Annotated in this window: 20 protein-coding genes; 1 reads left to right on the top strand and 19 read right to left on the bottom strand. The window is 43.6% G+C overall.

The genetic code is table 11. The annotated features are described in order from the left end of the window. Positions 1–34: 34 nt before the first annotated feature. The 5 genes from C5Z25_RS02740 to C5Z25_RS02760 are packed head-to-tail and all read right to left on the bottom strand — an operon-like array spanning position 35 to position 4,164. Positions 35–1,162, bottom strand: coding sequence for a glycosyltransferase (locus tag C5Z25_RS02740; RefSeq protein WP_105451221.1), 1,128 nt, complete (start codon positions 1,160–1,162; stop codon positions 35–37). Positions 1,163–1,179: 17 nt separating this feature from the next. Beyond that, on the bottom strand, positions 1,180–1,848 hold the full coding sequence (locus C5Z25_RS02745; RefSeq protein ID WP_105451222.1) for a sugar transferase: 669 nt from the start codon (positions 1,846–1,848) through the stop codon (positions 1,180–1,182). Positions 1,849–1,899: 51 nt separating this feature from the next. Further along, entirely contained in the window at positions 1,900–2,673 is a 774-nt protein-coding gene (locus C5Z25_RS02750) for a tyrosine-protein phosphatase (RefSeq protein WP_105451223.1), read from the bottom strand. Further along, positions 2,660–3,382 (bottom strand): CpsD/CapB family tyrosine-protein kinase, encoded by a 723-nt coding sequence (locus tag C5Z25_RS02755; protein ID WP_105451224.1) that lies wholly within the window; start codon positions 3,380–3,382, stop codon positions 2,660–2,662. The genes C5Z25_RS02750 and C5Z25_RS02755 overlap by 14 nt, the downstream gene beginning before the upstream one ends. Positions 3,383–3,396: 14 nt before the next feature. Beyond that, positions 3,397–4,164, bottom strand: coding sequence for a YveK family protein (locus tag C5Z25_RS02760; protein WP_234002774.1), 768 nt, complete (start codon positions 4,162–4,164; stop codon positions 3,397–3,399). A gap of 391 nt (positions 4,165–4,555) precedes the next feature. On the opposite strand from C5Z25_RS02760, the gene C5Z25_RS02765 reads away from it, so the two are divergent. Continuing rightward, positions 4,556–5,116: a tyrosine-type recombinase/integrase gene (locus C5Z25_RS02765; protein ID WP_105451226.1), complete on the top strand. Its 561-nt coding sequence runs from the start codon at positions 4,556–4,558 to the stop codon at positions 5,114–5,116. Positions 5,117–5,179: 63 nt separating this feature from the next. Here C5Z25_RS02765 and C5Z25_RS02770 read toward each other — a convergent pair whose 3' ends face one another. The 14 genes from C5Z25_RS02770 to ruvA form a co-directional block, all read right to left on the bottom strand. Further along, entirely contained in the window at positions 5,180–5,473 is a 294-nt protein-coding gene (locus C5Z25_RS02770; protein ID WP_105451227.1) for a DUF1292 domain-containing protein, read from the bottom strand. 16 nt (positions 5,474–5,489) lie between these two features. After that, a complete protein-coding gene (ruvX, locus tag C5Z25_RS02775) occupies positions 5,490–5,924 on the bottom strand; it encodes a Holliday junction resolvase RuvX (protein ID WP_105451228.1) in 435 nt (144 codons plus the stop codon). Continuing rightward, positions 5,921–6,190: an IreB family regulatory phosphoprotein gene (locus C5Z25_RS02780; protein WP_105448732.1), complete on the bottom strand. Its 270-nt coding sequence runs from the start codon at positions 6,188–6,190 to the stop codon at positions 5,921–5,923. Before C5Z25_RS02780 ends, ruvX begins: the two co-directional genes overlap by 4 nt. Before the next feature lie 107 nt (positions 6,191–6,297). After that, on the bottom strand, positions 6,298–8,940 hold the full coding sequence (gene alaS / locus C5Z25_RS02785; protein WP_105451229.1) for an alanine--tRNA ligase: 2,643 nt from the start codon (positions 8,938–8,940) through the stop codon (positions 6,298–6,300). Between the two features lie 302 nt (positions 8,941–9,242). Then, complete coding sequence (locus C5Z25_RS02790) at positions 9,243–11,507, bottom strand: ATP-binding cassette domain-containing protein (RefSeq protein WP_105451230.1); 2,265 nt, start codon at positions 11,505–11,507, stop codon at positions 9,243–9,245. A gap of 159 nt (positions 11,508–11,666) precedes the next feature. After that, positions 11,667–13,010: a DEAD/DEAH box helicase gene (locus tag C5Z25_RS02795; protein ID WP_105451231.1), complete on the bottom strand. Its 1,344-nt coding sequence runs from the start codon at positions 13,008–13,010 to the stop codon at positions 11,667–11,669. 2 nt (positions 13,011–13,012) lie between these two features. Beyond that, positions 13,013–13,969: a DHH family phosphoesterase gene (locus C5Z25_RS02800; RefSeq protein WP_105451232.1), complete on the bottom strand. Its 957-nt coding sequence runs from the start codon at positions 13,967–13,969 to the stop codon at positions 13,013–13,015. 91 nt (positions 13,970–14,060) lie between these two features. Beyond that, a complete protein-coding gene (gene dinB / locus C5Z25_RS02805) occupies positions 14,061–15,194 on the bottom strand; it encodes a DNA polymerase IV (RefSeq protein WP_105451233.1) in 1,134 nt (377 codons plus the stop codon). Positions 15,195–15,318: 124 nt separating this feature from the next. Beyond that, positions 15,319–21,315: an immunoglobulin-like domain-containing protein gene (locus C5Z25_RS02810; protein WP_105451234.1), complete on the bottom strand. Its 5,997-nt coding sequence runs from the start codon at positions 21,313–21,315 to the stop codon at positions 15,319–15,321. A gap of 253 nt (positions 21,316–21,568) precedes the next feature. Next, positions 21,569–21,976 carry a preprotein translocase subunit YajC gene (yajC, locus tag C5Z25_RS02815; RefSeq protein ID WP_105451235.1) on the bottom strand — a complete coding sequence of 136 codons (408 nt, stop codon included), beginning with the start codon at positions 21,974–21,976 and terminating at the stop codon, positions 21,569–21,571. Between the two features lie 71 nt (positions 21,977–22,047). After that, positions 22,048–23,190 carry a tRNA guanosine(34) transglycosylase Tgt gene (tgt, locus tag C5Z25_RS02820; RefSeq protein ID WP_105451236.1) on the bottom strand — a complete coding sequence of 381 codons (1,143 nt, stop codon included), beginning with the start codon at positions 23,188–23,190 and terminating at the stop codon, positions 22,048–22,050. Between the two features lie 94 nt (positions 23,191–23,284). Then, positions 23,285–24,319, bottom strand: coding sequence for a tRNA preQ1(34) S-adenosylmethionine ribosyltransferase-isomerase QueA (queA, locus tag C5Z25_RS02825; protein WP_105451237.1), 1,035 nt, complete (start codon positions 24,317–24,319; stop codon positions 23,285–23,287). Positions 24,320–24,339: 20 nt separating this feature from the next. Beyond that, positions 24,340–25,350 (bottom strand): Holliday junction branch migration DNA helicase RuvB, encoded by a 1,011-nt coding sequence (gene ruvB / locus C5Z25_RS02830; RefSeq protein ID WP_105451238.1) that lies wholly within the window; start codon positions 25,348–25,350, stop codon positions 24,340–24,342. 10 nt (positions 25,351–25,360) lie between these two features. Then, the gene (gene ruvA, locus C5Z25_RS02835; RefSeq protein WP_105451239.1) at positions 25,361–25,969 is read right to left on the bottom strand and encodes a Holliday junction branch migration protein RuvA; all 609 of its coding nucleotides are present in this window, start codon (positions 25,967–25,969) and stop codon (positions 25,361–25,363) included. Between the last annotated feature and the right edge of the window lie 53 nt (positions 25,970–26,022).

A 26,022-nucleotide genomic window follows, 5' to 3' on the forward strand; every position in this document is an offset into this window, starting at 1 on the left:
ATACTCCGCCTTACATTTAGTAATTTACTAATATTTAGATTTTATTACTACCAGTGGATAAGAATCCCTGGCCTTCTATTTCCTTACTCTCGTATAATTTCATCAATCTATTCGACAATTGATAATAATTATATTTACTTTTCAAGATATCTAAACCGATATTTCCCATTTGACTAACAGATTCCTGAGACATATCGCTAAAAACTGTAAGAGCTTCATTTAAACTCATTACAGAATTAGACTTAAAAATTAAGCCACTGTAATTGTTGATAATAATCTCAGATAATCCACCAGCATCTGAGGCAATGACCATTTTCTTATTCTTCATTGCTTCCAGCGCAACAAGTCCGAACCCTTCCCATTTAGATGGAATGATAACCGCGTCACAAAAATTCATATATGAATCAATATATTTGTTATCTTTCCATCCCAAAAATCGTACATTCTTATTCTCTTTATTGATGCTCGCATTTTTCAGAACTGATTCACCAATGATAACTAGTTCAATATTTTCTGTTTCAAAATCCGTATTTTCCAACAAAAAGTTCAACCCTTTTTGTTCATCAAAACGTCCTACAAACAGTAATTTTTTTGTTGATACGTTTTTAAATGGATTTTCTACTGGTAATATTGTTTGTTTATTTGGAATAGTATTATAAATTAGTTCCATCTTTTGGGCTGGCAATCCATGATCTAAAGCTTTTTGCTCTTCACTTTTTGAAATATTTATAATTAAATCGGTCTTTCTTGCAAGTATCCGTTCAATTATTTCATACACTTTTCTTTGAAATCTTGATTTGTTTTTTTGCACAAAGCTCCAGCCATGTGCACAATAAACAATCTTATATGATGCAGGTTTTAAGTAATAGGTTAATCGAATAACTCCAGCAAAACTGCTATGATAGTGAACGATATCAGGTTTTAATGCATCTATAGTCTTTCTTAATCGTAAAAGCTTTCTAACATTGCTAATAGACCTTGAATAATCAAAAGTTATATGTTTAAATTTTTCAGAATCAAAATTTATATGCTCTGAATTTTCAATCGAATTTATTAATATTACTTGATCAACATCATCCTTTTCCAATTGAAATGAAATTGTATTCCGTAAATACGTAGCTACCCCGCCGGAAGCATACTCTGCAACATGAACAATTTTCATAAATATCCTTTCTTCATTTAATAAGCCCCGTTCGGTCTTAAAAACACTACTACCGTCATTATTAAAATTCTAAAATCAAAAAGAAAATTACACTTTTGTATGTACCGCAAGTCCAGATACACCATTTCATCAAAGCCAACACTATTACGCGCAGTCGCTTGCCAAAGTCCAGTACACCCAGGCTTAACTATTAAGCGTTGCTTATCATATTCCGTATACTCATCGACTTCCCGAGGCAATGGTGGTCTTGGACCTACTAAACTCATATTTCCAACTAAAACATTGACTAACTGTGGTAATTCATCAATGCTGTATTTCCGAATAAATTTACCAACTTTAGTAATGCGTGGATCGTCCTTCATCTTAAACATGGCGCCACCAATTTCATTTTTTACCAACAATGATTGTAGTAATTCATCAGCATTCGAAACCATAGAACGAAACTTATACATTCTAAAAGGAACCTTATCTTTTCCTAATCTAGTTTGAGAATAAATTACTCGTCCACGTGGATCTTCCAACTTGATTGAAATTGCAACTATCAGTAATAATGGCGACAATATTATCAACCCTATTAAACTAGCGACAAAATCAAAACAACGCTTAATTAGGTGATAACCATAACGGTGTTGTTGATAGACTTGATCAACGGTAATTGATTTTAAATTATTTTCGTTATATTCCATTTCAACCCCCAACACCTTTTATAATCAGCATTATCGCTAATTAAATGGTCTTTAAAACAACCAAAACCGGTGCTTCTTTCGTGGCATTTCAATCGCTTGAACATCAACTAAATCACCATTCAATAAGTTCCGGGCATTCATTGCGAATTGTGTCGCATAATCGGTATCAAGCTTCTCCAAAACTTGATACGCTGCTGTCATTGCAAACTGCCGATTGGTTAGTGTATGGGCATCCGAGGCCACAACCTGCACTAAGCCACACTCGACAAACTCCTTTGCCGTTCGCTGAACCTGCTTGCCAAAAGTCCCCACTAAACTCGTTGCGGTTACTTGTGCCAGTACACCCTGCTTAACTAATTCATATAATTTTTGTGGTTCTGCAATCAATTGTGCATTGCGCTCTGGATGCGCAATCACTGGTGTAATCCCCTCACAAGAAAGTTGAAAAATGAGTTCTTCCAAATAACTCGGTACCATCTCGTGTGGTAACTCCAGCAACAAATACTGTCGATCCACATCAATCCCTAACAAATCATCCAAATGAGTCATCAATTGCCCATTTAAGTGCACCTCTTGACCAGGAAAGATCTCCAAATCTATCCCTTGACGGTCAAGTTCACTTTGAAATGCTTGGACGGCTTGTCGAACCGCCGGTGCATGATTAACATAATGTCGATCGAGATGATGTGGTGTGGCTAAAATATATTTAATACCATCAGCAACTGCCGCTTGCGCTAACCCAATTGATTCTGCTAATGACGGTGACCCATCATCAATGCCTGGTAAAATATGACAATGAATATCCACCAAATTATTTTTCTTCATCACTGTAATACCCGTTGCTATAGCCGTAATAGCCATTATGCTGACCATCTTGCACATCATTTAAAATTGACCCTAAAATGTTGGCATGTGACCGTTTCAGAACTGAAACGGCCTCACGGACCGCCGCCTTTTGCGCCACACCCTGACGAACAACTAGGACCGTGCCATCAACTTTATTCGCCAATAATTGCGAATCTGTCACGGGTAAAATCGGCGGTGCATCAATAATGACCAAATCTAATTTTTGCGTGGTTTCTGTTAAAAAGGCATTCATCATCTGACTACCTAACAGTTCTGCCGGGTTCGGTGGCTTGGGACCGCTCGTCATTACAAAGAGATTATCGATGGTTGATTGAATGGCCTGATTCACATCATCTGTTTGATGACTTAACCAAGAACTCAGTCCCCGCTCATTCGACAGCCCAAATGTTTTATGCACAGTTGGCCGCCGTAAATCAGCGTCAACTAACAATACTTTTAGTCCTTCATTTGCGTACTCCACCGCTAAATTGGCACTAACAGTGGACTTACCTTCGCCTAAAGTTGCTGACGTCATCATTAACGTCCGTAACTCGTGATCAGTAGCCGCAAAGTTAATATTGGTTCGAATTGTCTTAATTTGTTCCGTAATCACCGACGTCGGTTCATTAATCGTAGTTAAATTAATTGGTGTGGTTAACGTCGTACCCTTGCGCTTTCGATTAAACATAATTTGCCTCCTCTCTAAATTCGTTTACGTGACCGTTGACTAGTCGTCATTTCACTACTAGCATTACTTTGAATATTCTCAACTTGGCGTCGAACATGTTGATGCCGATGTTGATGATTCACTTGGCCTAAGTTTGCTAAGCCTAATTCATCAGTTAGAAATTCAACATTATGAACCCGTCGATCAGTAATCACCCGCACACTAGCGTAAACAAAGCCCAATAATAATCCGACAACTAAACCAATGAGTAAATTGAGTCCCTTTTTGGGCGTCACTGGACTGGTAGCAATACTTGCTGGCGAAACAATCGTCACATTATTCACTTTGATAATTTTCTTAACTTGTTTTTTGAAGCTTTCAGCAATCTGATTGGCAATTTGAGCCCCTTGAGTAGCACTAGCATCCACGACATCAACCGAGAAAACTTGTGAATTTTGAGTACTAGAAACACTAATTTCGTTCTTTAAGATTCCTAACGAACGCGTATAGCCATACTTTTTTTGTAGCGCTTTGCGGGCCGGATTTAAAATAACTTGATTTGTAATTAATTCCTTATAAGTCGTAATCATCTGTACATCGGCTTGTTGGTCAGTGTATTGGGTCGCCGAATTCTCACTATGACGACTAACCAAAATCTGCACACTCGACTTGTACTGCGGCGTAATGACAAAAAAAGTCATTACAGCGGCCACTAAAACACCGGCCACAGTCCAGGCGATAATGGCACGCCAATACTTACGAACTAGTCGGATAAAAAAGTCAAAACTTACTGCTTGATCCATCATTCACGCTCCACTCAACATAATCTCTTATACGAACAACATTTTCACGTTATACATTAGTCGTGTCATCATTTTGTAAATAATAGTTCCATCTCTTACTAATTATTGTTAGCAATTTTAAGTTTACTGGCTAAAAACACCCAAATTGGCTCTTTTGGGCACAGTTTCTTCAAATTACATTGACAATTTATTCAATAATGTTAGATTTATATATAGATTTACTTATAAAACGGCATTATTTTTTACAAAATAATGCCGTTTTATATTAAGAAATATATACACGATCCATCATGTCACTGTTATACGATTTAGCTTGATAAATGATTAATGTCGTTTAAAATTAATTATTAATCATCTCTATTAGTAATTAATGAAGAAAGTAGGCGTTAACATGCAATACAATGTGGAGCCCTTACGAAGTCCGGCGGAAATTGCGGAATTCGTTAACCTAGCAAGCCTGGGTGCCCACGGTCAGCGAAATTCACTGTTAGTTTTAGTTGGACTTAATACTGGCCTGAGAATGAGTGATATTCTTAACCTCAAGGCCGGCCAAGTCCGTTATCAAGACATTGTCACCATCATCGAACAAAAAACGCAGAAAAAACGGCTAATCTTATTAACGAAGTTACGACCCAAACTCGACTTGTACATTTGTAATCTGGCTGACGACGATTATCTTTTCACGGGCCAATCACCACAACACGCCCTCAGCGTTAATGCCGTTTATAAATTTTTTCAAACGATTGCGCGTAAAATGCATCGTAACGATATTGGGACCCATACCCTCCGCAAAACTTTTGGCTATCACTACTATCAACGCACCCACGATGTTGGTACTTTAATGATGATCTTCAACCATTCCAGTGAAGCCATCACAAAACGCTACATTGGGCTTAATCAAGACGTCATTTTGGCACAAATGGCCAACTTTTCACTCGGGCTAGATACTTAACTGCACACAAAAAAGGCGTACCGACTCATTTCAAGTCGGTACGCCTTTTTCGATTCTACTTGCTTACTGCATCCCACCATCATCGGCTAGGAAGGTATTTAAAACTTGTTCAACCATATCCCATTCATCATCGGATTCGATCAATTGTAAGTCGCCATTGTCACCATCTTCTGGATCAAAGATATAGGCTTGAATATCAACTTCATCATCTGCCGCAGCATCAGCTGGGTAGATTAAGATGTATGAATGACCGAAGTCTTCAGAATCAAAGGTAAATAAGATATTAAATAAAGTTTCGTTACCTTCGTCGTCAACTAATGTGATGACATCGTCTTTACTGTTTTGGTTTTGGCTCATTTCGTTAAGTTCCTCGCTATCCTTGGGTGAGTTTACCGTGGCGATCTAAGTAGTTTTGCAAGATCAAGCTTGCTGCTAACTTATCAATCACCTTTTTGCGCTTTTTACGCGATGTATTGGCTTCTTCGATTAACATCCGTTCTGCTTCTACCGTTGTCAAACGCTCATCTTCAAAGTCAATTGGTAAGTGAAACCGTTCCGTTAATAGGTCCCCATAATGTTGCGCTGCTTCGGCTCGAGGTCCCAAGGAATTGTTCATATTCTTAGGTAATCCCAACACAAAGCCCCCAGCATCATGTTCTTTAATTAATTCTGCGACCCGGTCAAGACCAAAGACTTCCTCGTCTTCATTGATACGAATGATTTCGACCCCTTGAGCGGTCCAGCCGAAAGCATCACTAATCGCTATCCCAACCGTTCTAGAACCAACATCTAAACCCATTAACTTCATGCATTAACATCCTTATCTGCCTTTAAATAAGACTTTACAAGTTCTTCAATAATTTCATCCCGCTGGTGCTTACGAATTAAATTACGCGCATCATTTAAGCGCGGGATATACGCTGGATCGCCGGACAGCAGATAACCAACAATCTGATTGATTGGGTTATAGCCTTTTTCTTGTAACGCTTCATAAACTGTCGTTAACGTATCGTGGACATCCTTAGCGCCGTCATTATCGAAGTTAAAATACATGGTTTTGTCTAATGAACTCATATAAAGCACCTCCCGCTCGTTTCCGCTTCTAGTCTATTCTACTAAATGCTTATATGAAGTACAATCAATCCACTTTGATGTAACACATTCGTAATAAAATATCAGCTTTATTGCGCCGCTAACCATTCATGCGCCGCTTTCAAAGCTGCTGGTAAGCCCGCTGGATTTTTACCACCAGCTTGTGCCAAGGTAGGCCGGCCACCGCCGCCGCCACCGACTTTTGGTGCGATGGCTTTAATCAAGTCGCCGGCTTTTAGCCCGGCTTTGACTTTGTCATCACTCACAGCGACCAATAAGTTAACTTTATCGCCTAAGACCGTCCCTAAAACGAGGACATCGGAATAATGCTTGGCTTGCCAAGTATCACTTAACTGTCGGAGTTGATCCATGCCAGAAACTTGCACTGCTTGGGCAATCAAGGTTGTCTCATTAATTGTATCAATCTGTTCAAAGACTGCCCCGGCCTGTTGCTTAGCTAGCTTACTTTCTAAAGCAGCCCGTTGCTGTTGTTCAGCCTTTAAGTCGGCCTGTAATTGGCTAACCCGGTCCGGTGCATCCGTCAATTTTGGTGCCTTAACTTGACTCGCAATCGTCTTCAACAACTGTTCCTCATTAGATAATAATTCAAAGGCTTCTTTAGATGTGACGGCCTCGATTCGACGAACACCAGCGCCAACCCCAGATTCAGAAACAAGCTTGAATAAGCCTAATTCACTACTGTTCTTGACGTGAGTCCCACCATCAAATTCAATCGAATAATCGCCAATTGAAACGACCCGGACCACTTTACCGTACTTTTCCGTAAAGACAGCAATGGCGCCCATCTTATGACCCGTTTCTTGATCAGTTTGAATGGCACTCACTGGTAGGGCCGCCCAAATTTTATCATTCACGATTTGTTCAACCTTAGCTAATTCTTCAGCTGTCACTTGACCAAAGTGGGTAAAATCAAAACGCAAGTAGTCGGGTTCAACTAAGGAACCCGCTTGTTGCGTATGTTCACCGAGCACATCTCGTAACGCTTGGTCCAACAAATGAGTCGCCGTATGGTTTTTTTCGACCTTGGCATGAAAGGCCAAGTCAACATTTAACGTGTAAGTTGCATCCTTGTGCATCGGTTTTAAGACTTCAACCGTATGCAAATGTTGCTTGTTAGGCGCATTTTGGACATCCGTCACCTTGGCAACTGTCTGACCATCTGCATCTAAAATCACCCCACGGTCAGCAACTTGCCCCCCCATTTCAGCATAGAAAGGTGTCTTGCTAAAGATCATCTCAGCAACACCATTGCTGACTTCATCAACCAAGGCTTCATCGACAATAATAGCTGTTAATTGACCAGAGACGTCCGTCAACTCATCATAGCCCACATACTCACTCGGGGTCTTAATATCTATTAGCAAGCCCCGTTGAACACCCATTGATTTGGCACCACTACGAGCATTCCGCGCCCGATCACGTTGGGCCTTCATTTCAACTTCAAACCCAGCTTCGTCAACGGCCAACGCTTCATCGCCCGCATATTCTTTGGTTAATTCAAAGGGGAAACCGTACGTATCGTATAATTTAAACGCCGCCGCGCCGGATAAGGTCGTCTCATTGGCCGCTTTAGTGCTGGCAATCAAGTCATTTAGTAAACTCAAGCCATCATTTAACGTTTCATTGAAACGACTTTCTTCGGAACGCACGATTTTAGCAATATAATCACTATTCTTTAAGACATCTGGATAGTGTGACTGCATGATTTCGCCCACGATAGGTACTAATTGGTCTAAAAAGGCGTCTTTCAGACCCAACTTTTGACCATGCAAAATTGCCCGCCGAATTAAGCGGCGAATAACGTAACCCCGACCTTCATTAGAAGGCAAAGCCCCATCACTGATGGCAAACGTAATCGTCCGTGCGTGGTCCGCAATGACCTTAAACGACACATCGTCTTGATCATTTTCGCCATAATGCTTATCCGCACTAAGCGCTTCCGTCTTATGAATAATAGGTAAGAATAAATCTGTTTCAAAGTTAGTCGGTGCATTTTGGAAGATTGACACGACCCGTTCAAGCCCCATCCCCGTATCAATATTCTTCCGGGGTAGCGGTTCGTAAGTGCCTTCTGGGGTATGGTTAAATTGTGAAAAGACGATATTCCAAACTTCTAAGTACCGTTCATTTTCACCACCAGGATAATTTTCTGGATCATCCGCCGCGAGATTATTAAAACTTTCCCCACGGTCATAAAAAATTTCGGAATCTGGACCAGAAGGGCCTTGACCAATATCCCAAAAGTTATCTTCAACTTTAATAATATGGTCCGGCGCAACGCCGGTAGCTTCCCAAAACTTAGCGGCATCCGTATCTTTAGGATAGACCGTCATATAAAGTTTCTCTGGGTCCCAGCCAAACCATTTTGGCGACGTCAATAATTCCCAGGCCCAAGCAATCGCTTCTTTTTTGAAGTAATCTCCCACTGAGAAATTCCCCAACATTTCAAATAATGTATGATGCCGTGCGGTCCGACCCACGTTTTCAATATCATTGGTTCGGATACTCTTTTGTGAGCTCGTCATGCGGGGATTATCTGGCACGACTGAGCCATCAAAATACTTCTTCATCGTTGCTACACCGGAGTTAATCCATAATAGGGTTGGATCATCAACGGGGACTAGCGATGCACTAGGCACGATGGTATGGCCCTTTTCATGGAAAAAGTCCAAATACATTTGCCGAATTTCACTACTGCTTAATTTTTTCATTGCTTCATAGCACCCTTTCTGGTTAGGTCTAAATTAAGGCAAAAAAACACCGTTGCTAGCAAAGACGCTGTTAACGCGGTACCACTCTGCTTGCAACGATGTATTCGTTTACCTCTTAAGCTCATTAACGCTGAGAAACGGACTAGTTAACTAGTCAATCATACCTAAGGGAGCATGCGCTGTGCACCGCGTTTCTTGCAGCCAAACAAAACGTCTCTAAATCGGTGTCAGCATCGCACATATCCTTACTTTAAAAGTATAGAAAACTTAAGCCGTGTTGTCAACTAAGCAACCGCCAAACCTTAAGCATCCAGCCAAGCTTTTAAGGCAACTCCAGTCCGCGATGTCGCCACCTTAATTGCCGCTTTCGGCGTCCCACTATACTGAATTTGACCGCCATATTGACCGGCATCCGGCCCCACGTCAATTAACCAGTCCGCTTGACTAATGATAGCTAGATTATGTTCGATGATAATAAGTGAGTTGCCGGCTGCAACCAGTTCATTGAAGAGCTTCAATAAGCGTGCGGTATCTTGTAAATGTAAACCGGCCGTGGGTTCATCTAACAAATAGATGGTCCCCTGCTTACCAAGTTCCACGGCTAACTTCAAGCGTTGCAATTCACCACCAGATAACGTCGTCAGCGGTTGGGCTAAGGTCAAATAACCCAAACCAACTCGATCTAAATTCGCTAATTGACGCGCTAATTTAGGCGTATCCTTAAAAAATTTGGCTGCCGCAGTCACGGATAGTTGCAGAACAGCTGCAATATTTTCATGGTGATATTGATACTGTAAGGCAGTTTGATTATAACGTTGACCTTGACACAACTCACAAGTTTGCACGACTGGATCCATAAAAGCCATATTGGTAATCGTGACCCCTTTCCCCTTACAGCGTGGACAAGCCCCCTTACCGTTATAGCTAAACCAACTGGTTGCAACTTGGTTAGCTTGACTGAATAACTTCCGAATCTCATCTAAGATGCCCAAGTAGGTGGCGGGCGTCGAGCGAATGTTAATCCCTACCGGAGCTTGCGCTAAATCAATATAATCACTGGTCAATTGTGACCGTAATGCCGTCACCAATGAACTTTTGCCAGAACCGGCTACCCCAGAGATGACGGTCATCACACCTAACGGTACCGCTACACTCACATCTTTTAAATTATTCGCATGGACGTGGGTTAATGCCAAGTGACCCGTAGGCCGACGTTCCGGACCAAACTGATGCGGGCGCCGCAGCCAGTCCCCTGTTAACGTCTTTGAGGTTAACAAGTCTTGATAAGTTCCCGTAAAGGTAACAGTCCCGCCAGCTCGACCGGCTTTCGGCCCCATCTCCACAACATAATCCGCCAATGAAATCATGGCCGGATTATGTTCGACTACGAGAATCGTATTCCCTTTTTCTTTTAATTTAGTTAAAGCTTGACGAATCAGCTGAATATCATGTGGATGTAGCCCGACACTCGGCTCATCCAAAATATACACCATATCAACCAACGCGCTAGTCAAGTACTTGGCAATCTTAATCCGTTGGGCTTCACCACCAGAAAGTGAGCTGGTCCCGCGGTCTAACGTTAAGTAACCTAGCCCGATATCAATCAATGATTGAATTTTCGTCGCCAATTCACGAACAATCTCCGTTGCTAGGGGTGCCGTAATCCCATTCAAAAATTGCAACACGTGCTGTAAATCCATTGCCGTGACCGCCGCAATGTTTTGACCATTAATCCGATTCGTTAGAACTTCCGCACGTAACCGGGTCCCATGACAGACTGGACAAGCACGACGTGTCACAATGGCGCCAATCGCAGCTTTATGATGTTCTGCTTCCTTCTTCCCAATAATTGACCGTTTAATCCGAGGCACAACCCCTTCATATAAGGCGGTCCTGGGAAAACCTTCCCCCGGTTGCTTGAGTGTCTGTTGCGGGGCATGCATCAAAAGTTCATATTCCGCCGGTGTATAATCTTTGATGGGCTTATCATTATCAAACAGCCCACTTGTCGCATACCGGCGCCACCGCCACGTATTTGGCTCAAAGCTGACAAACGTGATTGCGCCCGTATTCAATGATTTTTCAGGATCAATCAACTGCGTCTCATCAATGTCGTCCACATAACCTAACCCCTGACAATTGGGGCACATCCCCTGTGGTAAGTTAAATGAGAAGGTATCAGAATAACCAATAAACGGTTGACCGACCCGTGAAAATAACAGCCGCACTAAAGAATAGATACCCGTATACGTTGCCAATGTTGACCGTGCATTCTTACCAAGCCGTTGTTGGGCAATTACAATTGCCACCGGTAAATGATCAATTCGCTCAACGTGCGGTTGCCCATATTTTGGCAAATATTGTTGGGTAAAGCTTGGAAAGGTTTCATTCAATTCGCGTCTTGATGCCGCCGCAATCGTGTCAAATACCAACGACGACTTCCCCGACCCCGATAAACCAACAAAGACGGTTGTCCGATATTTAGGAATCCGTAAACTAACCTGTTGTAAGTTATTTTGCGTCGCACGATACACATCAATGGACCCATCCTCAAATACTGATTGCATGCCAAACTCCTCTCTTTTATTAATCCGGTTCATGATTCACCTGTATCGTTTAATTATAAGGCTGGTCGCCTTAATGGTTAAGTAAAAGGGCCGTTAGTTAACCGATTCGTAAGTGGCGACTGATTAACTAACGGTCCTTTTATTGACGAGGCATTTAATTTAACTCTTACGATCTTTACGTGCTTTTCGCGCTGAAGCTCGTTGTTCAATCCGTCGATCCATCCGCGCTTTATCCGAAATTTTAGTCCGAATACGACGTCGATAACCAGGCTTAATCTTTTTCTTAGCTTTCTTAACATACCCAACCAAAGTTGGATCAAGCTTTTCTTGATGCTTGCCCCGTTTTTCACGACGGTTACGGTCATAAGAATCCACGATTTCGTCATCCCGAATAGCTTTCGGTTTGAACTTAATCCCTAAGGCTTCCACTGCACTGACCTTATCTTCTTCACCGGGACTGTAAAGCGTAATTGCGGTTCCAGCCATCCCATTACGACCGGTCCGGCCAACCCGATGAATAAAGAATTCTAAATCAGTTGGAATATCATCATTAATGACATGTGAGACCCCTTGAATATCAATCCCACGTGCGGCTAAATCAGTCGCCACGACGAATTGATACTTCAGATTTTGCACGTCACGCATCACCCGCTTACGTTCACGAGGCTTTACATCACCGTGAATCATCGCTACCGTTAATCCTTGCTGCTTCAAGTAACGAGTAATTTCTTGAACTCGTTCCTTCGTATTAGCAAAGACCAAGACAAGGTAAGGTTCACCAATTGTCAATAATCGATAAATAATACTATTCTTGTCATGACTCTTCGTTGAAATCAGCCAATTATCAATGGTTGGACTAATGACGGATTCAACTGGAATTGCCTCCATAACGGGGTTATTCATATATTTCTTCAAGAATGGCGTTAACTTTTGTGGCATCGTTGCCGAAAAGACTAACATTTGCAAATCTGCTGGCATCCGCCCGGCAATTTGGTCGACCACATTTAAGAAGCCTAAATCAAGTGTCATATCAGCTTCATCCACGACAAGTTGACTTGCGGTATGCACATTCAAAGCTTGTGACCGCATCAAATCTAAAATCCGACCCGGTGTTCCAATAATTAATTGCGGTTGGTGCCGATTTAATTTATTAATTTGTTCCTGCTTATCCGTCCCACCGACGTACAACCCAATGTGAATCGCCTTTGGGCTATGTTGGACTAGCTGCTTTGCGGCAGCTTGAATCTGGTAAGCCAGTTCACGACTAGGCGTTGTAATCACGGCTTGGACCCGGCGTTCTTCAGGATCAATACGATTGAGCATTGGTAATAAGAACGTGTGGGTTTTCCCACTCCCGGTAGCTGATTGACCGATAACACTCCGCCCCGCTGCAATCACGGGAATCAATTTTTCTTGAACTTTAGTTGGGTTAACAAAATTAATTTCTTGTAACGCCTGCATTAAAAACGGCTGCAGGTTAAACGCTTTGAAACTTGCGGTCATAGTTAAACCTCTTTCTCATATTGACGAGCAACTTGGTCGAGTTCACGCACAACTTGCTCAATTTCTTGTTGATCTTGCGCTTTAGCACCACTCGCCATTGGATGACCACCACCACCATGATTTTTAGCCAATTCATTGATAGCGGGGCCTTTGGACCGTAATCTGATTCGGAAGTCGCCTTCCTTTTGTTGTAAGAAGATGGCCCAAGTTTTAACCGTATCAATCCGACCGGGTAAGGGCACAACGCCTGCAGTACTAGCATCACCAATGTCAAAAGACGCCATAATATCATTCGTTAAAATCACATAAGCCGCACCAGAATCCAGTTGCGTCAAATGTTCATAAACATACGCTGACAACCGGGCCACTGGTAACGTGATGGTATCTTCAATTCGATTAACCGCAGTTGCGTCTGCGCCGGCTTCCATTAAAGCCGCCGCAGCCCGCATCGTGCTAGGCTTCGTCGCTGAATATAGAAAGCGACCGGTATCGCCAACAATCCCCGCATACAGTAGCCGGGCGGCATTCGCCGTTAAGGTTAATTCTGCCTGACAAGCAGCGTAGAATTCATAGACCAATTCACTAGTACTAGAAGCATCGACATCGACCCATTGGGGGTCACCAAAAGCATCGTCATTAGGATGATGGTCAATCTTAACTAACGTTTGACCGTTATTGTAAAACTCCCCATCAATCCGGGGTTGATTAGCCGTATCTAAAACTAAGACTAAGGCCCCTTCATAGTCGGCTTCGGTGATGTCATCCATCTGGCCGAGCCAATCGAAACCATGGTACTGTTTACCAGGAGTTAACACTCGTTTGGTTGGAAAACTGGTCTTAATAATATCAGCCAATCCCAATTGGCTCCCGATAGCATCGGGATCAGGGCGTTGATGGCGTTGAATAATAATGGTTTTTGCTTGTTTAATTAAATTAAAAATTTCTGTTTGGACGGTCATAATGATCCTTCCTATTCCAATATTTACTGGTGGCTCAAATTCGTGTCACAGTACTTTAGTATACCGAACAATTGCCCTCACGCCAAATTAATTAATTATCACCTGGATATAATGGTAACGTTAAGTTTTCAAATGCAAGGGGCGCTAGCCCAGTTAACGTAATCCCTAATAGTCGAATCCCGGTATCAAAGTGCTCATCAACAACGGTATCAAAGATTTCTTCCGCATATTGATCAAAGACTTCAGCATCATTGGGTAAGAACTCAGTGAACGTCTGCCGCTTCGTAATCGTTACAAAATCCCCATAACGTAATTTCAGGACTAAAGTTTTTCCATGTCGTTGGTGTGATTGCATCGTCGCCGTCACTAACTTAGCCAGCTGTTTTAAATGGGCGCGGACTTCCGTTTGGGTCTGCAAGAACGGTCCAAAAGTCCGTTCCTTACCAATTGATTTGCGTTCACGTTGATATTCCACTGGCCGATCATCGCTCCCGCGTACCCGGCGATACAAAATATAACCGAGCTTACCAAAATGTTGAATTAAATCCATTTCAGTTCGAGCCGCTAAATCCTGTCCCGTCCGAATCCCTAAATCATGCATCTTTGGCACCGTCTTTTTACCGACACCCCGGAATTTTTCAATCGGCTCCCGTAACAGAAAAGCCGTTGCATCGTTAGGTAACACAATGGTTACCCCGGCCGGCTTGCGATAATCCGAGGCCAACTTAGCGATGAATTTATTGTAGGAAATTCCCGTTGAACAAGTTAAATGCGTTTTCTGCCAAATCTCGCGTTGTAGCTGATGAGCCAATTGAACCGCACTATGGATACCAGGCTTATTAATGGTCACGTCCAAGTACGCTTCATCAAAAGCAATTGGTTCAACCATATCCGTATATTCATGAAAGATTTCATGAATTTGGGCCGACACCTCGCGATACAACGGAAAATTAGGTGTCTTAAACACAGCTTTGGAACAAAGTTCTAAGGCTTTTTGGGCAGGCATGGCCGAATGAATGCCATACTGACGTGCCACATAATTAGCGGTAGTCACCACACCACGACCACCTGTCTGACGGGGATCATGTGCGATAACCAGTGGCTGTGTACGGTAAGCCGGCTGCTCACGTTCTTCAATTGACGCATAAAAAGCATCCATATCAACATGAATAATTTTACGACTAGTATCAATATTTATAGGTGCTGCAACAATTGCTGTGGCCATCTGATCCCCTCCTAATCACTTCATTATACACAAACGTGTGTTCTGAACGCAATCAGGAAACCCTTAGTAATGAAAAGAGCCCGAGATTTAAAATCCCAAGCTCCTAACACAATTGATCTTAAAATCAATGCCGTTTCAAGAAATAATAAGCTAACCCACTAATAACTGCCAAAATGCCAACTACGGCTGCTGTAATAACTGCACCATGCGTTGTAATTGCGCTCGTCTTAGTCGCTGACTTAGTCTTAGTTTGAGCAATTGCAGCCGCCTTGGTCTTAGGTGCAGTAGTTGACTTGGCTCGAGCCACTGTCCCGGCTGACTTCGTCGTTTTTGCCTTAGTTGCCTTAGCCTTGGTTGTTTCAACCGCTTTGGTAGCCTGTGCTTGTGCCGTTGCTAAGGTCACTTGTGGCGTTTTAGTTGCCATTGTCGGCGTAGCGACCACTACTGGTGCCTGCGATTTTTCGGTAGTAATTGCCGTTGATGTGGCAGTATCCCTAGCCACCGTTGTGACTGGTTTAGTCGCTACTGTCGGCGTCATCTTTGCTTGATACCGAGGCTGACGCGCTTTAGTTGCAATTGCACTAGCAGCTGTCGCACTGGTTGGGTTAGTCACCTGACTAACCGGACTTCCCGCCTGGCTGCCAGTGGTCGGTGCCTGTGAACCAGGTACACTTGGCTGCGGCTTAGCTGACGGCGTTGTGATCACTGGTTTGGTCGGCTTTGAAGCCGCCACGACAGTAATAATCGCCGTACTAGTCTGCGTTTGACCATGACTATCGGTATAGCGATACGTCACTTGATAACGTCCAGGTTGTGTGGTATCCACCGTACCGGTTACGGTCACATCGGCCAACGTAATGGCTTGACCATTGGCATCGACCCCACCGTTAAAGTTTATCGCCTTATCCCATGACGTATTGACGACTACCGTACTGTTATTAACAGTAAAAGTCCGTGCCGGCGCCAACACTGTGACATAAGTCGCTTGCGTAATCACATTGCCTTGGCGATCGATATACGTGTAGGTCACCTTTGTCGTTCCTGGTTGACGCGTATTAATTTGCTTATCCACCGTGACAGCCGTAAAACTTAGTGCTTGCCCAGTAATCGTTGTCCCGGCAAAATTAGTTTGTGGCGACCAACTAGCCCCATTTTCAACGGTCACGGTCGCCGGCACAGTGATGCTAGCTTTAGAAGCCACGACCGTCACCGTCGCAGTTTCAGTCTGCGTCTGCTGATGACTATCCGTATAGGTATAGGTCACTTGATAAGTGCCGGGTTGATTCGTTTTAACTTGATCCGCACCAGTTACAGTCAAATCCGCCAACGTAATGGCTTGACCATTGGCATCTAACCCTGCCGTGGCAAAGTTAGCCGCTGGTAACCAGGTTGTCTTAGGGCCAGCGATGAGTGTCTGGTTCTTCACAGTAAAGCCTTTAGCTGGCGCTAACACCGTCACAATTGTCGTCGCCGCTTGCACGTTACCTTGGCTATCGGTGTAATGATAAGTCACCTTATAAGTGCCAGCTTGCGTGGTTTTAACCGGATTATCAACCGAAACTGCTGAATAGTTCAACGCCTTGCCGGTCACATCTGTCCCAACAAAGTTAGTGGCTGGTGACCATGTCGAGCCGTTCTCAACCGTGGCCGTCGTTGGCACCGTGATACTGGCTTTAGAAGCCACAACTGTAATGGTCGCAGTTGCAACCCGCTTTTGCTGATGACTGTCCACATACACATAACTAATTTGATAAGTACCGGCTTTAAGCGGATTCACTTGACCTTGAACCGTGACATCCGCAAACGTAATTGGCGTGCCATTTGCATCTAAGCCCGCACTAACAAAATTATCCGTCGCCGACCAAGTCGTCTTAGGTCCCGCAATTAAGGTGCTATCTTTGACGGTAACGCCTTGCGCTGGAGCTAAGACCGTCACTTTAGTCGTGCCAATCTTAACGTTGCCTTGACTGTCGGTATACGAATAAGTCACCGTATACGTCCCAGCTTGTGTGGCTTTAACTGGATTATCGACAGTCACTGCCGAGTAGGCTAACGATTGACCCGTGGCATCCGTCCCGGTAAAGTTCGTCGCTGGTGTCCAATCAGCACCATTTTCAATGGTAGTAGCAGTTGGCACCGTCAGACTTGCTTTAGAAGCGACCACCGTAATCGTCACCGTCTCAGTCTGCGTCTGCTGATGACTATCCGTATAGGTATAGGTCACTTGATAAGTGCCCACTTTAGTTGGATCAACCGTGCCACTCACTTGCACGTCTGCCAATGTAATCGCCGTCCCATTCGCATCTAAGCCAGCATTACCGAAATTATCGGCTTGTGTCCAAGTCGTTTTTGGTCCCGCAATTAAGGTACTATTTTTTACAGTAAACCCTTGGGCCGGCGCTAAGACAGTCACTTTGGTGGTACCAGTCTTAACGTTGCCTTGACTATCCGTGTACGAATAAGTCACCGTATAAGTCCCAGCTTGCGTTGTTTTGACTGGATTATCCACTGAAACTGACGCGTAATCTAACGGTTTACCAGTGACATCGGTCCCGACAAAGTCTGTTGCTGGTGACCAATCAGTCCCATTTTCAATGGTAGTCGTAGCGGGGACCGTCACACTGGCCTGAGAAGCAACCACTGTAATCGTCGCCGTTTCAGTCTGTGTCTGCTGATAACTATCGGTATAGGTATACGTTACTTGATAAGTGCCCGCTTTAGTTGGATCAACGGTGCCAGTCACTTGGACGTTACTTGCCGTAATGGTCGTCCCATTGGCGGCTAACCCAGCACTAGCAAAATTATCGGCCTTTGACCACGTGGTCTTAGGGCCAGCAATTAACGTACTATCTTTGACAGTAAAGGCTTTTGCCGGTGCCAAGACGGTAACCTGTGTCGTTACTGGGGTCATAACGTTGCCTTGACTATCCGTGTACGAATAGGTAACCGTATAAGTTCCAGCCTGCGTTGTTTTGACTGGATTATCGACAGTCACTGCTGCATAATCCAACTGATTACCAGCAGCATCCGTTCCGGTAAAGTTAGTTGCCGGTGACCAGTCCGCACCATTTTCAACCGTAGTGGTCGTTGGCACCTTCAGACCAGCTTTAGAAGCGATCACCGTAATCGTCACCGTCTCAGTCTGCGTTTTCTGATGACTATCCGTATAGGTATAGGTCACTTGATAAGTGCCCGCTTTAGTTGGATCAACCGTGCCACTCACTTGCACGTCTGCCAAGGTAATCGCCGTCCCATTCGCATCTAAGCCAGCATTACCGAAATTATCAGCCTGCGACCAAGTAGTTTTAGGACCAGCAATTAAGGTACTATTCTTCACTGTAAATTCTTGGGCGGGCGCTAGCACTGTCACAGTCGTCGTGCCCGTTTTAACGTTCCCTTGACTATCAGTATAAGTGTAAGTGACCTGATAAGTGCCAGCTACGGTAGTATCGACCGGCTTATCATAAGTTATCGCCAACTTCTCATCGGTCGCACTTAAGGCATCACCGGTGGCGTTAGTTCCTGTAAAATCAGTTGCCGGTAACCAGGTTGCACCATTCTCAACAGTCGTCTTATCTGGGACTGTCACACTCGCTTCAGAAGCCACCAAGGTTACTGTCCCAGTCGCTTCAAATGCATAACCATATTGATCAACATAGCGATAAAGCACCGAGTAAGTGCCAACATGGTCATTATCAAAGACTGGTTTTTCCCCAGCCGTCGCGGTCGCATCATTTTGACGAGTCCAAGTTGTTGTCACATTATCCGCCACAAGCGGATCACCAGCTTGACCATCTTGACCATTAATAACAGGTTGCCAAGGCGTCGATGGTCCTACAATCAGTTGTTGATCGCCAACACTAAATGTGGTCTGCGTCCCTTGCCGCCGAAAGGTTACATTTTTAAGCTCATCATGTTCGTTATAATAATCGGGATCAATCATCTGTTGCATGGTATAAATCGTCGGGTTCATATCATCAACACTAGCAGTCCATTCATCATCAGTTGTCTTAGTGGGAAGGCCCATAGCCGCAGTTAAAAAATAACTACTTGGTAATTTCAAAGTGGCTAAAGCAGTCATCCCATCAAACATGGCAGCAGACCCAGTGTCATCATCCCATTCAGTGTTACCACTAGATATCACTTTGCTCATATCAAAACCAGACAAATCTAGCATAGCCAGCTTCGTATCCCCTTGAAACATACGTTCAGTCCCAACCAATTGGTCACTAGTAACCCAACCAGTTAAATCAAGCGTCATTAAATTGACCATCTGACCAAAAGTATCTGATAAATCGGTGACATTATGAACATCCCAATTCGCCAAATCTAATTTAACTAAACTAGTGTTATAAAACATGTTATCCATATCTGTTACCTGGCTTGTATCCCAACCGGTTAAATCAAGCGTCGTTAAACTAGTATCATTGGTAAATAGCAAACTCATGTCAGTAATCGTACCGGTCTTCCAATTAGAGCTATCTAAGCTAGTTAAATTCGTTAATCCTGACAAAAAAGACGTAATTGAATCCGTTTGCCCTAGATCCAAATTAGCTAAATTTATCGTAGCTACATTGTATGCGCTATTTAACCAGTCGCTCACGTTTTTGCCCAAGATAACATTGGGTGCGATGATTGTTTTCAAATTTCCGGAATTAAACATATTTGAAACTGTTGACATGTTCACTAGATTCCAGCCAGAAATATCAACCGTATCAATACCTTGCACATTTCGAAATAAGTAAGTAGCTTTGTTTACTGAACTCATATCCCAGCCGGATAAATCTAAAACTTTATCGTTACCATCAAAGGTTGCATTTGCAAACATAGAATTCATTGAACTAACTTGTTTTACCACCATACTGCTTACCATCTTTGCTGATATTCCTGTCGTCCCTGCAAGTAGCCTAGTTAAATCAACACTATTTTTAAAAGTCCAATTTGAGAGATCAATCGAACTTGCATTGCTCATTGAAAACATAGAGTCCATGTTAGTCGCACTAGCCGTATTCCAATTTGCTACATCAATAGTAGCCAGTTGATTATCACCATAGAACACAGCATCCATCACTGTTATTTTACTTTTATTCCAATTAATGAAGACATCATCAACCGTGGTTAAGCTAGAATCTTGGTAAAACATCTGACTGATACTCTCTACCTTACTAACATCGAAGGAACCAGTCGCCGTTTTCGTAATGGCAGTTAAATTCTGATCATTAGCAAACAATAAGCCCATATATGGCGCACCGACTACTATTCCTTCAAAACTAACCTGCTTAATATTTTTATTATTCTGCCAGGTATTCGTTGTAAGCGCATGGTTTCCGTCAATATCATCAGCAGAATCAACCAAGGTTCCGGCTTGAATATGCAGAACCCCTTCACTGTCTAACGTCCAGTCCGCTGTCCCAAAGGTGCCACTTTCAATCGGTGTCGTGGCTGTCGTAGCTAATTTCACTTGCGGCTTAACCGCTGCGACTGCTGCCACTGCGGTTGTTGTCGGCAATGCGGTTGTGCCCGTGGTAGTCAAGGCACTAGCGGCCGTCGTCACACTTGTGACACCAGCGCTAGCCACACTAGTTGCCACTTCAGAGCTGGTAGCTGATACTGCACTAGTAGTTGCAGTACTGGTACTGCTGGCTGAACTAGCTGTCGTCACAGCACTGGCGCTACTACTAGCAACCGTCGCCCTACTGGTGGTCACCTGACTAGTCACGGTGCTACTGGTACTGCTGCTCGAAGTCACAGTCTTGGCCGCTGATACCGAACTTGTCACGGCTGACTGACTAGTTGCAACGCTACTGGTAGCGGCACTGGTTGTACTGATACTGCTAGCGCTCACTGCAGTGGTACGCGTCGCACTGGTACTAGTCGTACTACTAGCTGCGCTGGCTGAACTTGTAGCCACACTACTGGTGGCAGTCGCCGCCGTACTACTTTGATTAGTTGCACTGACGGTCGCCGTCACACTGCTACTCTCAGTACTCGTCTGATTAGTAGCGGCCCGAACGGTCATTGTATTTAACTGCCAAGTGGTCATCATGATTCCGGCAAATACCCAAAAGCGCCCTTTTTTGTACATTTTATAAGTTAACTTACCATCTTTTACTTGTCGCATCACTTATCAACCCCCGCATTAATTACTACCCTATATTTAAGTTTAAATATTGTTTAAGTTATATTTAGTTCAAGGGTACCACAATTAATAGCATTATAAACAAAATATTATTAAATAATTTTAATAATACGGAGGTTTCAATGATAATCTAGTTATCGCCTTAATTACTGCCTATTAGACCCATTTTTATCCTTTAAAAACCAAAAAAATAAGCCCAAATCCGCTAGCGGACTTGAACTCATTATCAATTAACTTATTTAGCTTCAGAATCGTCAGCAGCACTATCCGCACTAGTAGCGGCACTGTCAACGTTACTAGCAGCTGAATCAATATGGCTTTCAGCACTAGTGGCAACTTCAGCATCGGCTTTTGGTGCAGCCGTTGCAGCGATGTCAGCTTCATTAGGCGCAATCTTAGCAATTGCACTTAAATCAAAAACCAAAAAGATCCCGTCACAGTCTAATGTAACTGTCTTGTCAGCTTCGTTGACTTCATCAACGACACCGTGTAACCGACCAATCGTCGCAACCTTGTCGCCACGTTTGATTTTACTTAACATTTGTTGATGTTGTTGTTGTTGTTTCCGTTGTGGCCGGATCATGAAGAAGTACAAAAATGCGAACATAACCACAATGAAAAGAACTGATGTTAGTTGACCCATTAAATATCGCTCCTAATCTATGTTTGACTATCTTTAACTTTAACAAATTACGCTTAAAATTACTAGTATGACTAGAAATTTTTGGCGTTTTTCTTGTTAAAACCGTACATTTCAAAAAAGTTTTCGCGGAATTCCAATAAGTTATCATCCATAATGGCCTGACGAACTTGTTGCATCACGTGCAATAAGAAATACAAGTTATGGTAACTCGTTAACCGTAAACCGAATGTCTCATCAGCTTTAATCAGGTGACGGACATAGGCCCGCGTGTAGTTACGACACGTATAGCACTCACAATTCTCATCAATCGGCGTAAAGTCATGCGCAAACTTCGCATTCTTGACGACCAACCGACCATGCGACGTCATACAGGTCCCATTCCGCGCAATCCGCGTCGGTAAGACACAATCGAACATATCCACGCCACGAATCGCTCCATCAATTAAAGCATCGGCCGAACCAACGCCCATTAAGTAACGGGGTTTATTAGTCGGTAATAATGGCGTTGTAAAATCAAGGACATGATTCATTTCTGCCTTAGATTCTCCAACAGATAACCCACCAATTGAGTAACCAGGAAAGTCCATGCCGACTAAATCTTTCGCACTTTGTTCTCGTAGGTCTTTGAAGCCAGCCCCTTGGACAATCCCAAATAGCCCTTGGTAATCTGGATGCTGATGTACTTTTTGACCACGTTCAGCCCACCGACTCGTTCGTGCCACTGACTTACGAACATAATCGTAGCTTTCAAAGAATGGTGGGCATTCGTCTAGGCTCATCATGATATCTGGTCCTAAGTCATTTTCAATTTGAATGGCTTTTTCTGGTGATAAAAACATCTTCGCCCCATTCAGATGATTCTTAAAATGCACGCCTTCTTCAGTAATATCTCGATTCTTAGCTAGCGAGAAGACTTGGAACCCACCGGAATCCGTTAAAATTCCCTTTTTCCAATTCATGAATTGATGTAAGCCACCCGCTTCTTTAACGATCTGTTCACCAGGTCGTAACCAGAGATGGTACGTATTCGATAGAATAATCCCCGCACCCATCGCATCTAATTCTTCAGGCGCGAGTGATTTCACACTCGCTAACGTCCCCACGGGCATAAACATTGGGGTTGGGAACGTGCCATGTGGCGTGATGATTTCGCCCAAACGGGCACCCGTATGTTTTTCTGTTTTAATTAATCGGTATTTAATTGCCGGTTCCATATAATTCCTCCGTTAATTGTTGCGTCAAACCATTAAGTCACGAAAGCGTCTGAGAGTTGCCCCAGACGCTGACTTTGCTGCAAAATACGCTTTTTTAATGAATAAACATGGCATCGCCAAAACTAAAGAAACGATACTTTTCATCAATGGCGTGTTGATACGCGTTTAAAATCATGTCCCGTCCCGTGAAAGCTGCGACTAGCATCACTAGGGTTGACTTTGGTAAATGGAAGTTCGTAATAAACGCATCGACCACTTGCCACTCATAACCAGGCTTGATGAAAATATCAGTCCAACCAGAATCAGCCTTAATCTCACCATGAAATTTCGTCCCAATCGTTTCAAGCGTTCGAATCGACGTCGTCCCGGTTGCAATAATCCGACCACCATTTTTTCGGACATCGTTTAACGTCTTAGCAGAAGCGGCATCTAGTTGATAGAATTCACTGTGCATTTTGTGATCTTCGATTTTATCTTCTTCAACCGGGCGGAACGTGCCTAGACCAACATGCAAGGTTAAATAAACTAACTTAATCCCTTTATCTTGCACCTTTTGTAAGAGTTCTTTCGTCCAATGTAAGCCTGCGGTTGGTGCTGCTGCTGACCCATTTTCCTTGGCATAGACAGTCTGATAACGATCTGGATCGTCTAATTTTTCTTTGATATATGGTGGTAATGGCGCTTCACCTAAAGCTTCCAGGATTTCCATAAAGATGCCATCGTAATGAAATTCAATCAAACGAATGCCATCTTCTTTTTCAGCTGTCACGGTCGCCGTTAATTGACCATCACCAAAAGAAATCACCGTACCAACATGGGCCCGCTTAGCGGGTTTCATTAAGGTTTCCCATTCGTCACCTTCAGTATTGTGTAATAACAAGACCTCCGCATGACCCCCAGTTTCGGGCTTAACGCCGTACAACCGTGCAGGCATGACCCGCGAGTTGTTCATAACCACGGCATCGCCGGGATTTAAGTCATCGATAATGTCATAAAAATGTTTATCTTGCATGACACCCGTTTGGCGATTCAAATCAAGCAACCGCGACGTATCGCGTTGTTTGATGGGCGTTTGGGCAATCAATTCATGTGGTAACTCATAATCAAAATCTTCAAGTGTTAAGCTCATCACTGGGACCTCTTATCTTTTTATTTAGTTTCGGGGAATGGGAACCCTAAATGTTGGTACCCTTTGATGGTGACGACTCGGCCACGTTGCGTCCGCTTTAAGAACCCAATTTGGAGTAAATAAGGCTCTACCACTTCTGCAATTGTATCCGTTTCTTCACCAATATTGGCCGCTAATGTCGCTAAGCCGACTGGACCACCATCGTAATATTCTAACATGGTACGCAATAATTTGTTATCCGTTTCATCTAAGCCGGCTTCATCGACCCGCAGATAGGTGAGCGATTGGCCGACAATCACATCATCAATCGCCGTTTGATCAGCGACTTCCGCAAAATCACGAATCCGCTTGAATAACCGGTTCGCAATCCGAGGCGTGCCCCGTGATCGCCGCGCAATCTCATGCGCACCAGAAGGCTTGATACTCGTTTGAAAAATAGCTGCCGTCCGTTTGACGATGTCTTCTAAGTCACTGACCGCATAATAAGCCATATGCTCAACAATTCCAAACCGATCGCGCAGTGGCGCTGACAACATGCCAGCTCGCGTTGTCGCCCCGATTAACGTAAATGGTGGCAACGGGAAATGCACGGGATGTGCCGTCGGGCCTTGACCAACGACAATATCAACATAGAAGTCTTCCATTGCTGAATAGAGCATTTCTTCCACAATCTTAGGCAACCGATGGATTTCGTCAATGAATAAAATATCACCAGGTTCGAGTTCATTTAACAAAGCCACTAAATCGCCGGGTTTTTCAATCGCCGGGCCACTGGTTGTCCGGATATTAACCGCCATTTCGTTAGCAATGACCATTGCTAAGGTCGTCTTACCTAGACCAGGTGGCCCATATAATAAGACGTGATCTAACGATTCTTCTCGTTTTTGGGCCGCTTCAATATACACACTAAGTTCATGTTTAACCCGATCTTGACCAATGTATTGGGCTAACCGTTGCGGACGCAGCGACTTTTCTAAAGAAGCTTCGGTGGCATCCGTTTTGTCCCCCGATAATAAGTTGTCGTCGTCCATTCAATCCCTCCTACTTCGTCAATAACCGTAATCCTTCACTCAATAAGTCGTTGGTATCCACAGTTTCAGTTTGGCTAAAGTCTTCTAAAGCCTTGGTAATCTTTTTGACCTCACGCTGTGAATAACCCAAGGCAGTTAAGGCGGCTAACGCATCTGCTAGTGCACCTGCATCCGCTGTTGTCGCAACATCCAGCTCAGTCTGTCCAGTAACATCGACGTTCAAGTCGTTTAACTTTCCTTTTAAATCTAGAACAATCTGTTGGGCTGTCTTCTTACCGACCCCGGGAAAACTCGTCAAATAAGTCGCATTTTCCTGATTGATGGCTTGAATCAACCCCGAATGATCATTGTTCGCTAAAATCGCCAATGCTGACTTCGGCCCAATGCCAGAAACCCCCAAAAGCTTTTCAAATAACGCCTTTTCGTCGGCATCATAAAATCCGAACAACGACATGGCGCTCTCGCTGACTGCCTGATGGATGTACATCTTAACGGGTTCAGATGCGACTTGATAACGATACGGATTGGCCGTCAACACTTTATACCCGATGCCCGCCACTTCAATCACGACAAAGCTGGGGGTCACATCGGTAATTTGGCCGAAAAAATATTCATACACGGTTGTTAAGCTCCTTTAAAATAAAACGTATGTTTGCTTGCTAAATTGTACCA

This window comes from Lactobacillus sp. CBA3605 (assembly GCF_002970915.1).
Lineage (GTDB): Bacteria > Bacillota > Bacilli > Lactobacillales > Lactobacillaceae > Lactiplantibacillus.

Excerpts from the sequence above, each read along its gene's own strand:
- C5Z25_RS02755 (WP_105451224.1), bottom strand. The coding sequence starts at position 3,382 with ATGTTTAATCGAAAGCGCAAGGGTACGACGTTAACCACACCAATTAAT.
- C5Z25_RS02740 (WP_105451221.1), bottom strand. The coding sequence starts at position 1,162 with ATGAAAATTGTTCATGTTGCAGAGTATGCTTCCGGCGGGGTAGCTACG.
- C5Z25_RS02750 (WP_105451223.1), bottom strand. The coding sequence starts at position 2,673 with ATGAAGAAAAATAATTTGGTGGATATTCATTGTCATATTTTACCAGGC.
- C5Z25_RS02795 (WP_105451231.1), bottom strand. The coding sequence starts at position 13,010 with ATGACCGCAAGTTTCAAAGCGTTTAACCTGCAGCCGTTTTTAATGCAG.
- C5Z25_RS02770 (WP_105451227.1), bottom strand. The coding sequence starts at position 5,473 with ATGAGCCAAAACCAAAACAGTAAAGACGATGTCATCACATTAGTTGAC.
- C5Z25_RS02760 (WP_234002774.1), bottom strand. The coding sequence starts at position 4,164 with ATGGATCAAGCAGTAAGTTTTGACTTTTTTATCCGACTAGTTCGTAAG.
- alaS (WP_105451229.1), bottom strand. The coding sequence starts at position 8,940 with ATGAAAAAATTAAGCAGTAGTGAAATTCGGCAAATGTATTTGGACTTT.
- queA (WP_105451237.1), bottom strand. The coding sequence starts at position 24,319 with ATGAGCTTAACACTTGAAGATTTTGATTATGAGTTACCACATGAATTG.
- C5Z25_RS02800 (WP_105451232.1), bottom strand. The coding sequence starts at position 13,969 with ATGACCGTCCAAACAGAAATTTTTAATTTAATTAAACAAGCAAAAACC.
- C5Z25_RS02810 (WP_105451234.1), bottom strand. The coding sequence starts at position 21,315 with ATGCGACAAGTAAAAGATGGTAAGTTAACTTATAAAATGTACAAAAAA.
- dinB (WP_105451233.1), bottom strand. The coding sequence starts at position 15,194 with ATGGCCACAGCAATTGTTGCAGCACCTATAAATATTGATACTAGTCGT.
- C5Z25_RS02790 (WP_105451230.1), bottom strand. The coding sequence starts at position 11,507 with ATGCAATCAGTATTTGAGGATGGGTCCATTGATGTGTATCGTGCGACG.
- ruvB (WP_105451238.1), bottom strand. The coding sequence starts at position 25,350 with ATGGACGACGACAACTTATTATCGGGGGACAAAACGGATGCCACCGAA.
- C5Z25_RS02745 (WP_105451222.1), bottom strand. The coding sequence starts at position 1,848 with ATGGAATATAACGAAAATAATTTAAAATCAATTACCGTTGATCAAGTC.
- C5Z25_RS02765 (WP_105451226.1), top strand. The coding sequence starts at position 4,556 with ATGCAATACAATGTGGAGCCCTTACGAAGTCCGGCGGAAATTGCGGAA.
- C5Z25_RS02780 (WP_105448732.1), bottom strand. The coding sequence starts at position 6,190 with ATGAGTTCATTAGACAAAACCATGTATTTTAACTTCGATAATGACGGC.
- ruvX (WP_105451228.1), bottom strand. The coding sequence starts at position 5,924 with ATGAAGTTAATGGGTTTAGATGTTGGTTCTAGAACGGTTGGGATAGCG.
- tgt (WP_105451236.1), bottom strand. The coding sequence starts at position 23,190 with ATGGAACCGGCAATTAAATACCGATTAATTAAAACAGAAAAACATACG.
- yajC (WP_105451235.1), bottom strand. The coding sequence starts at position 21,976 with ATGGGTCAACTAACATCAGTTCTTTTCATTGTGGTTATGTTCGCATTT.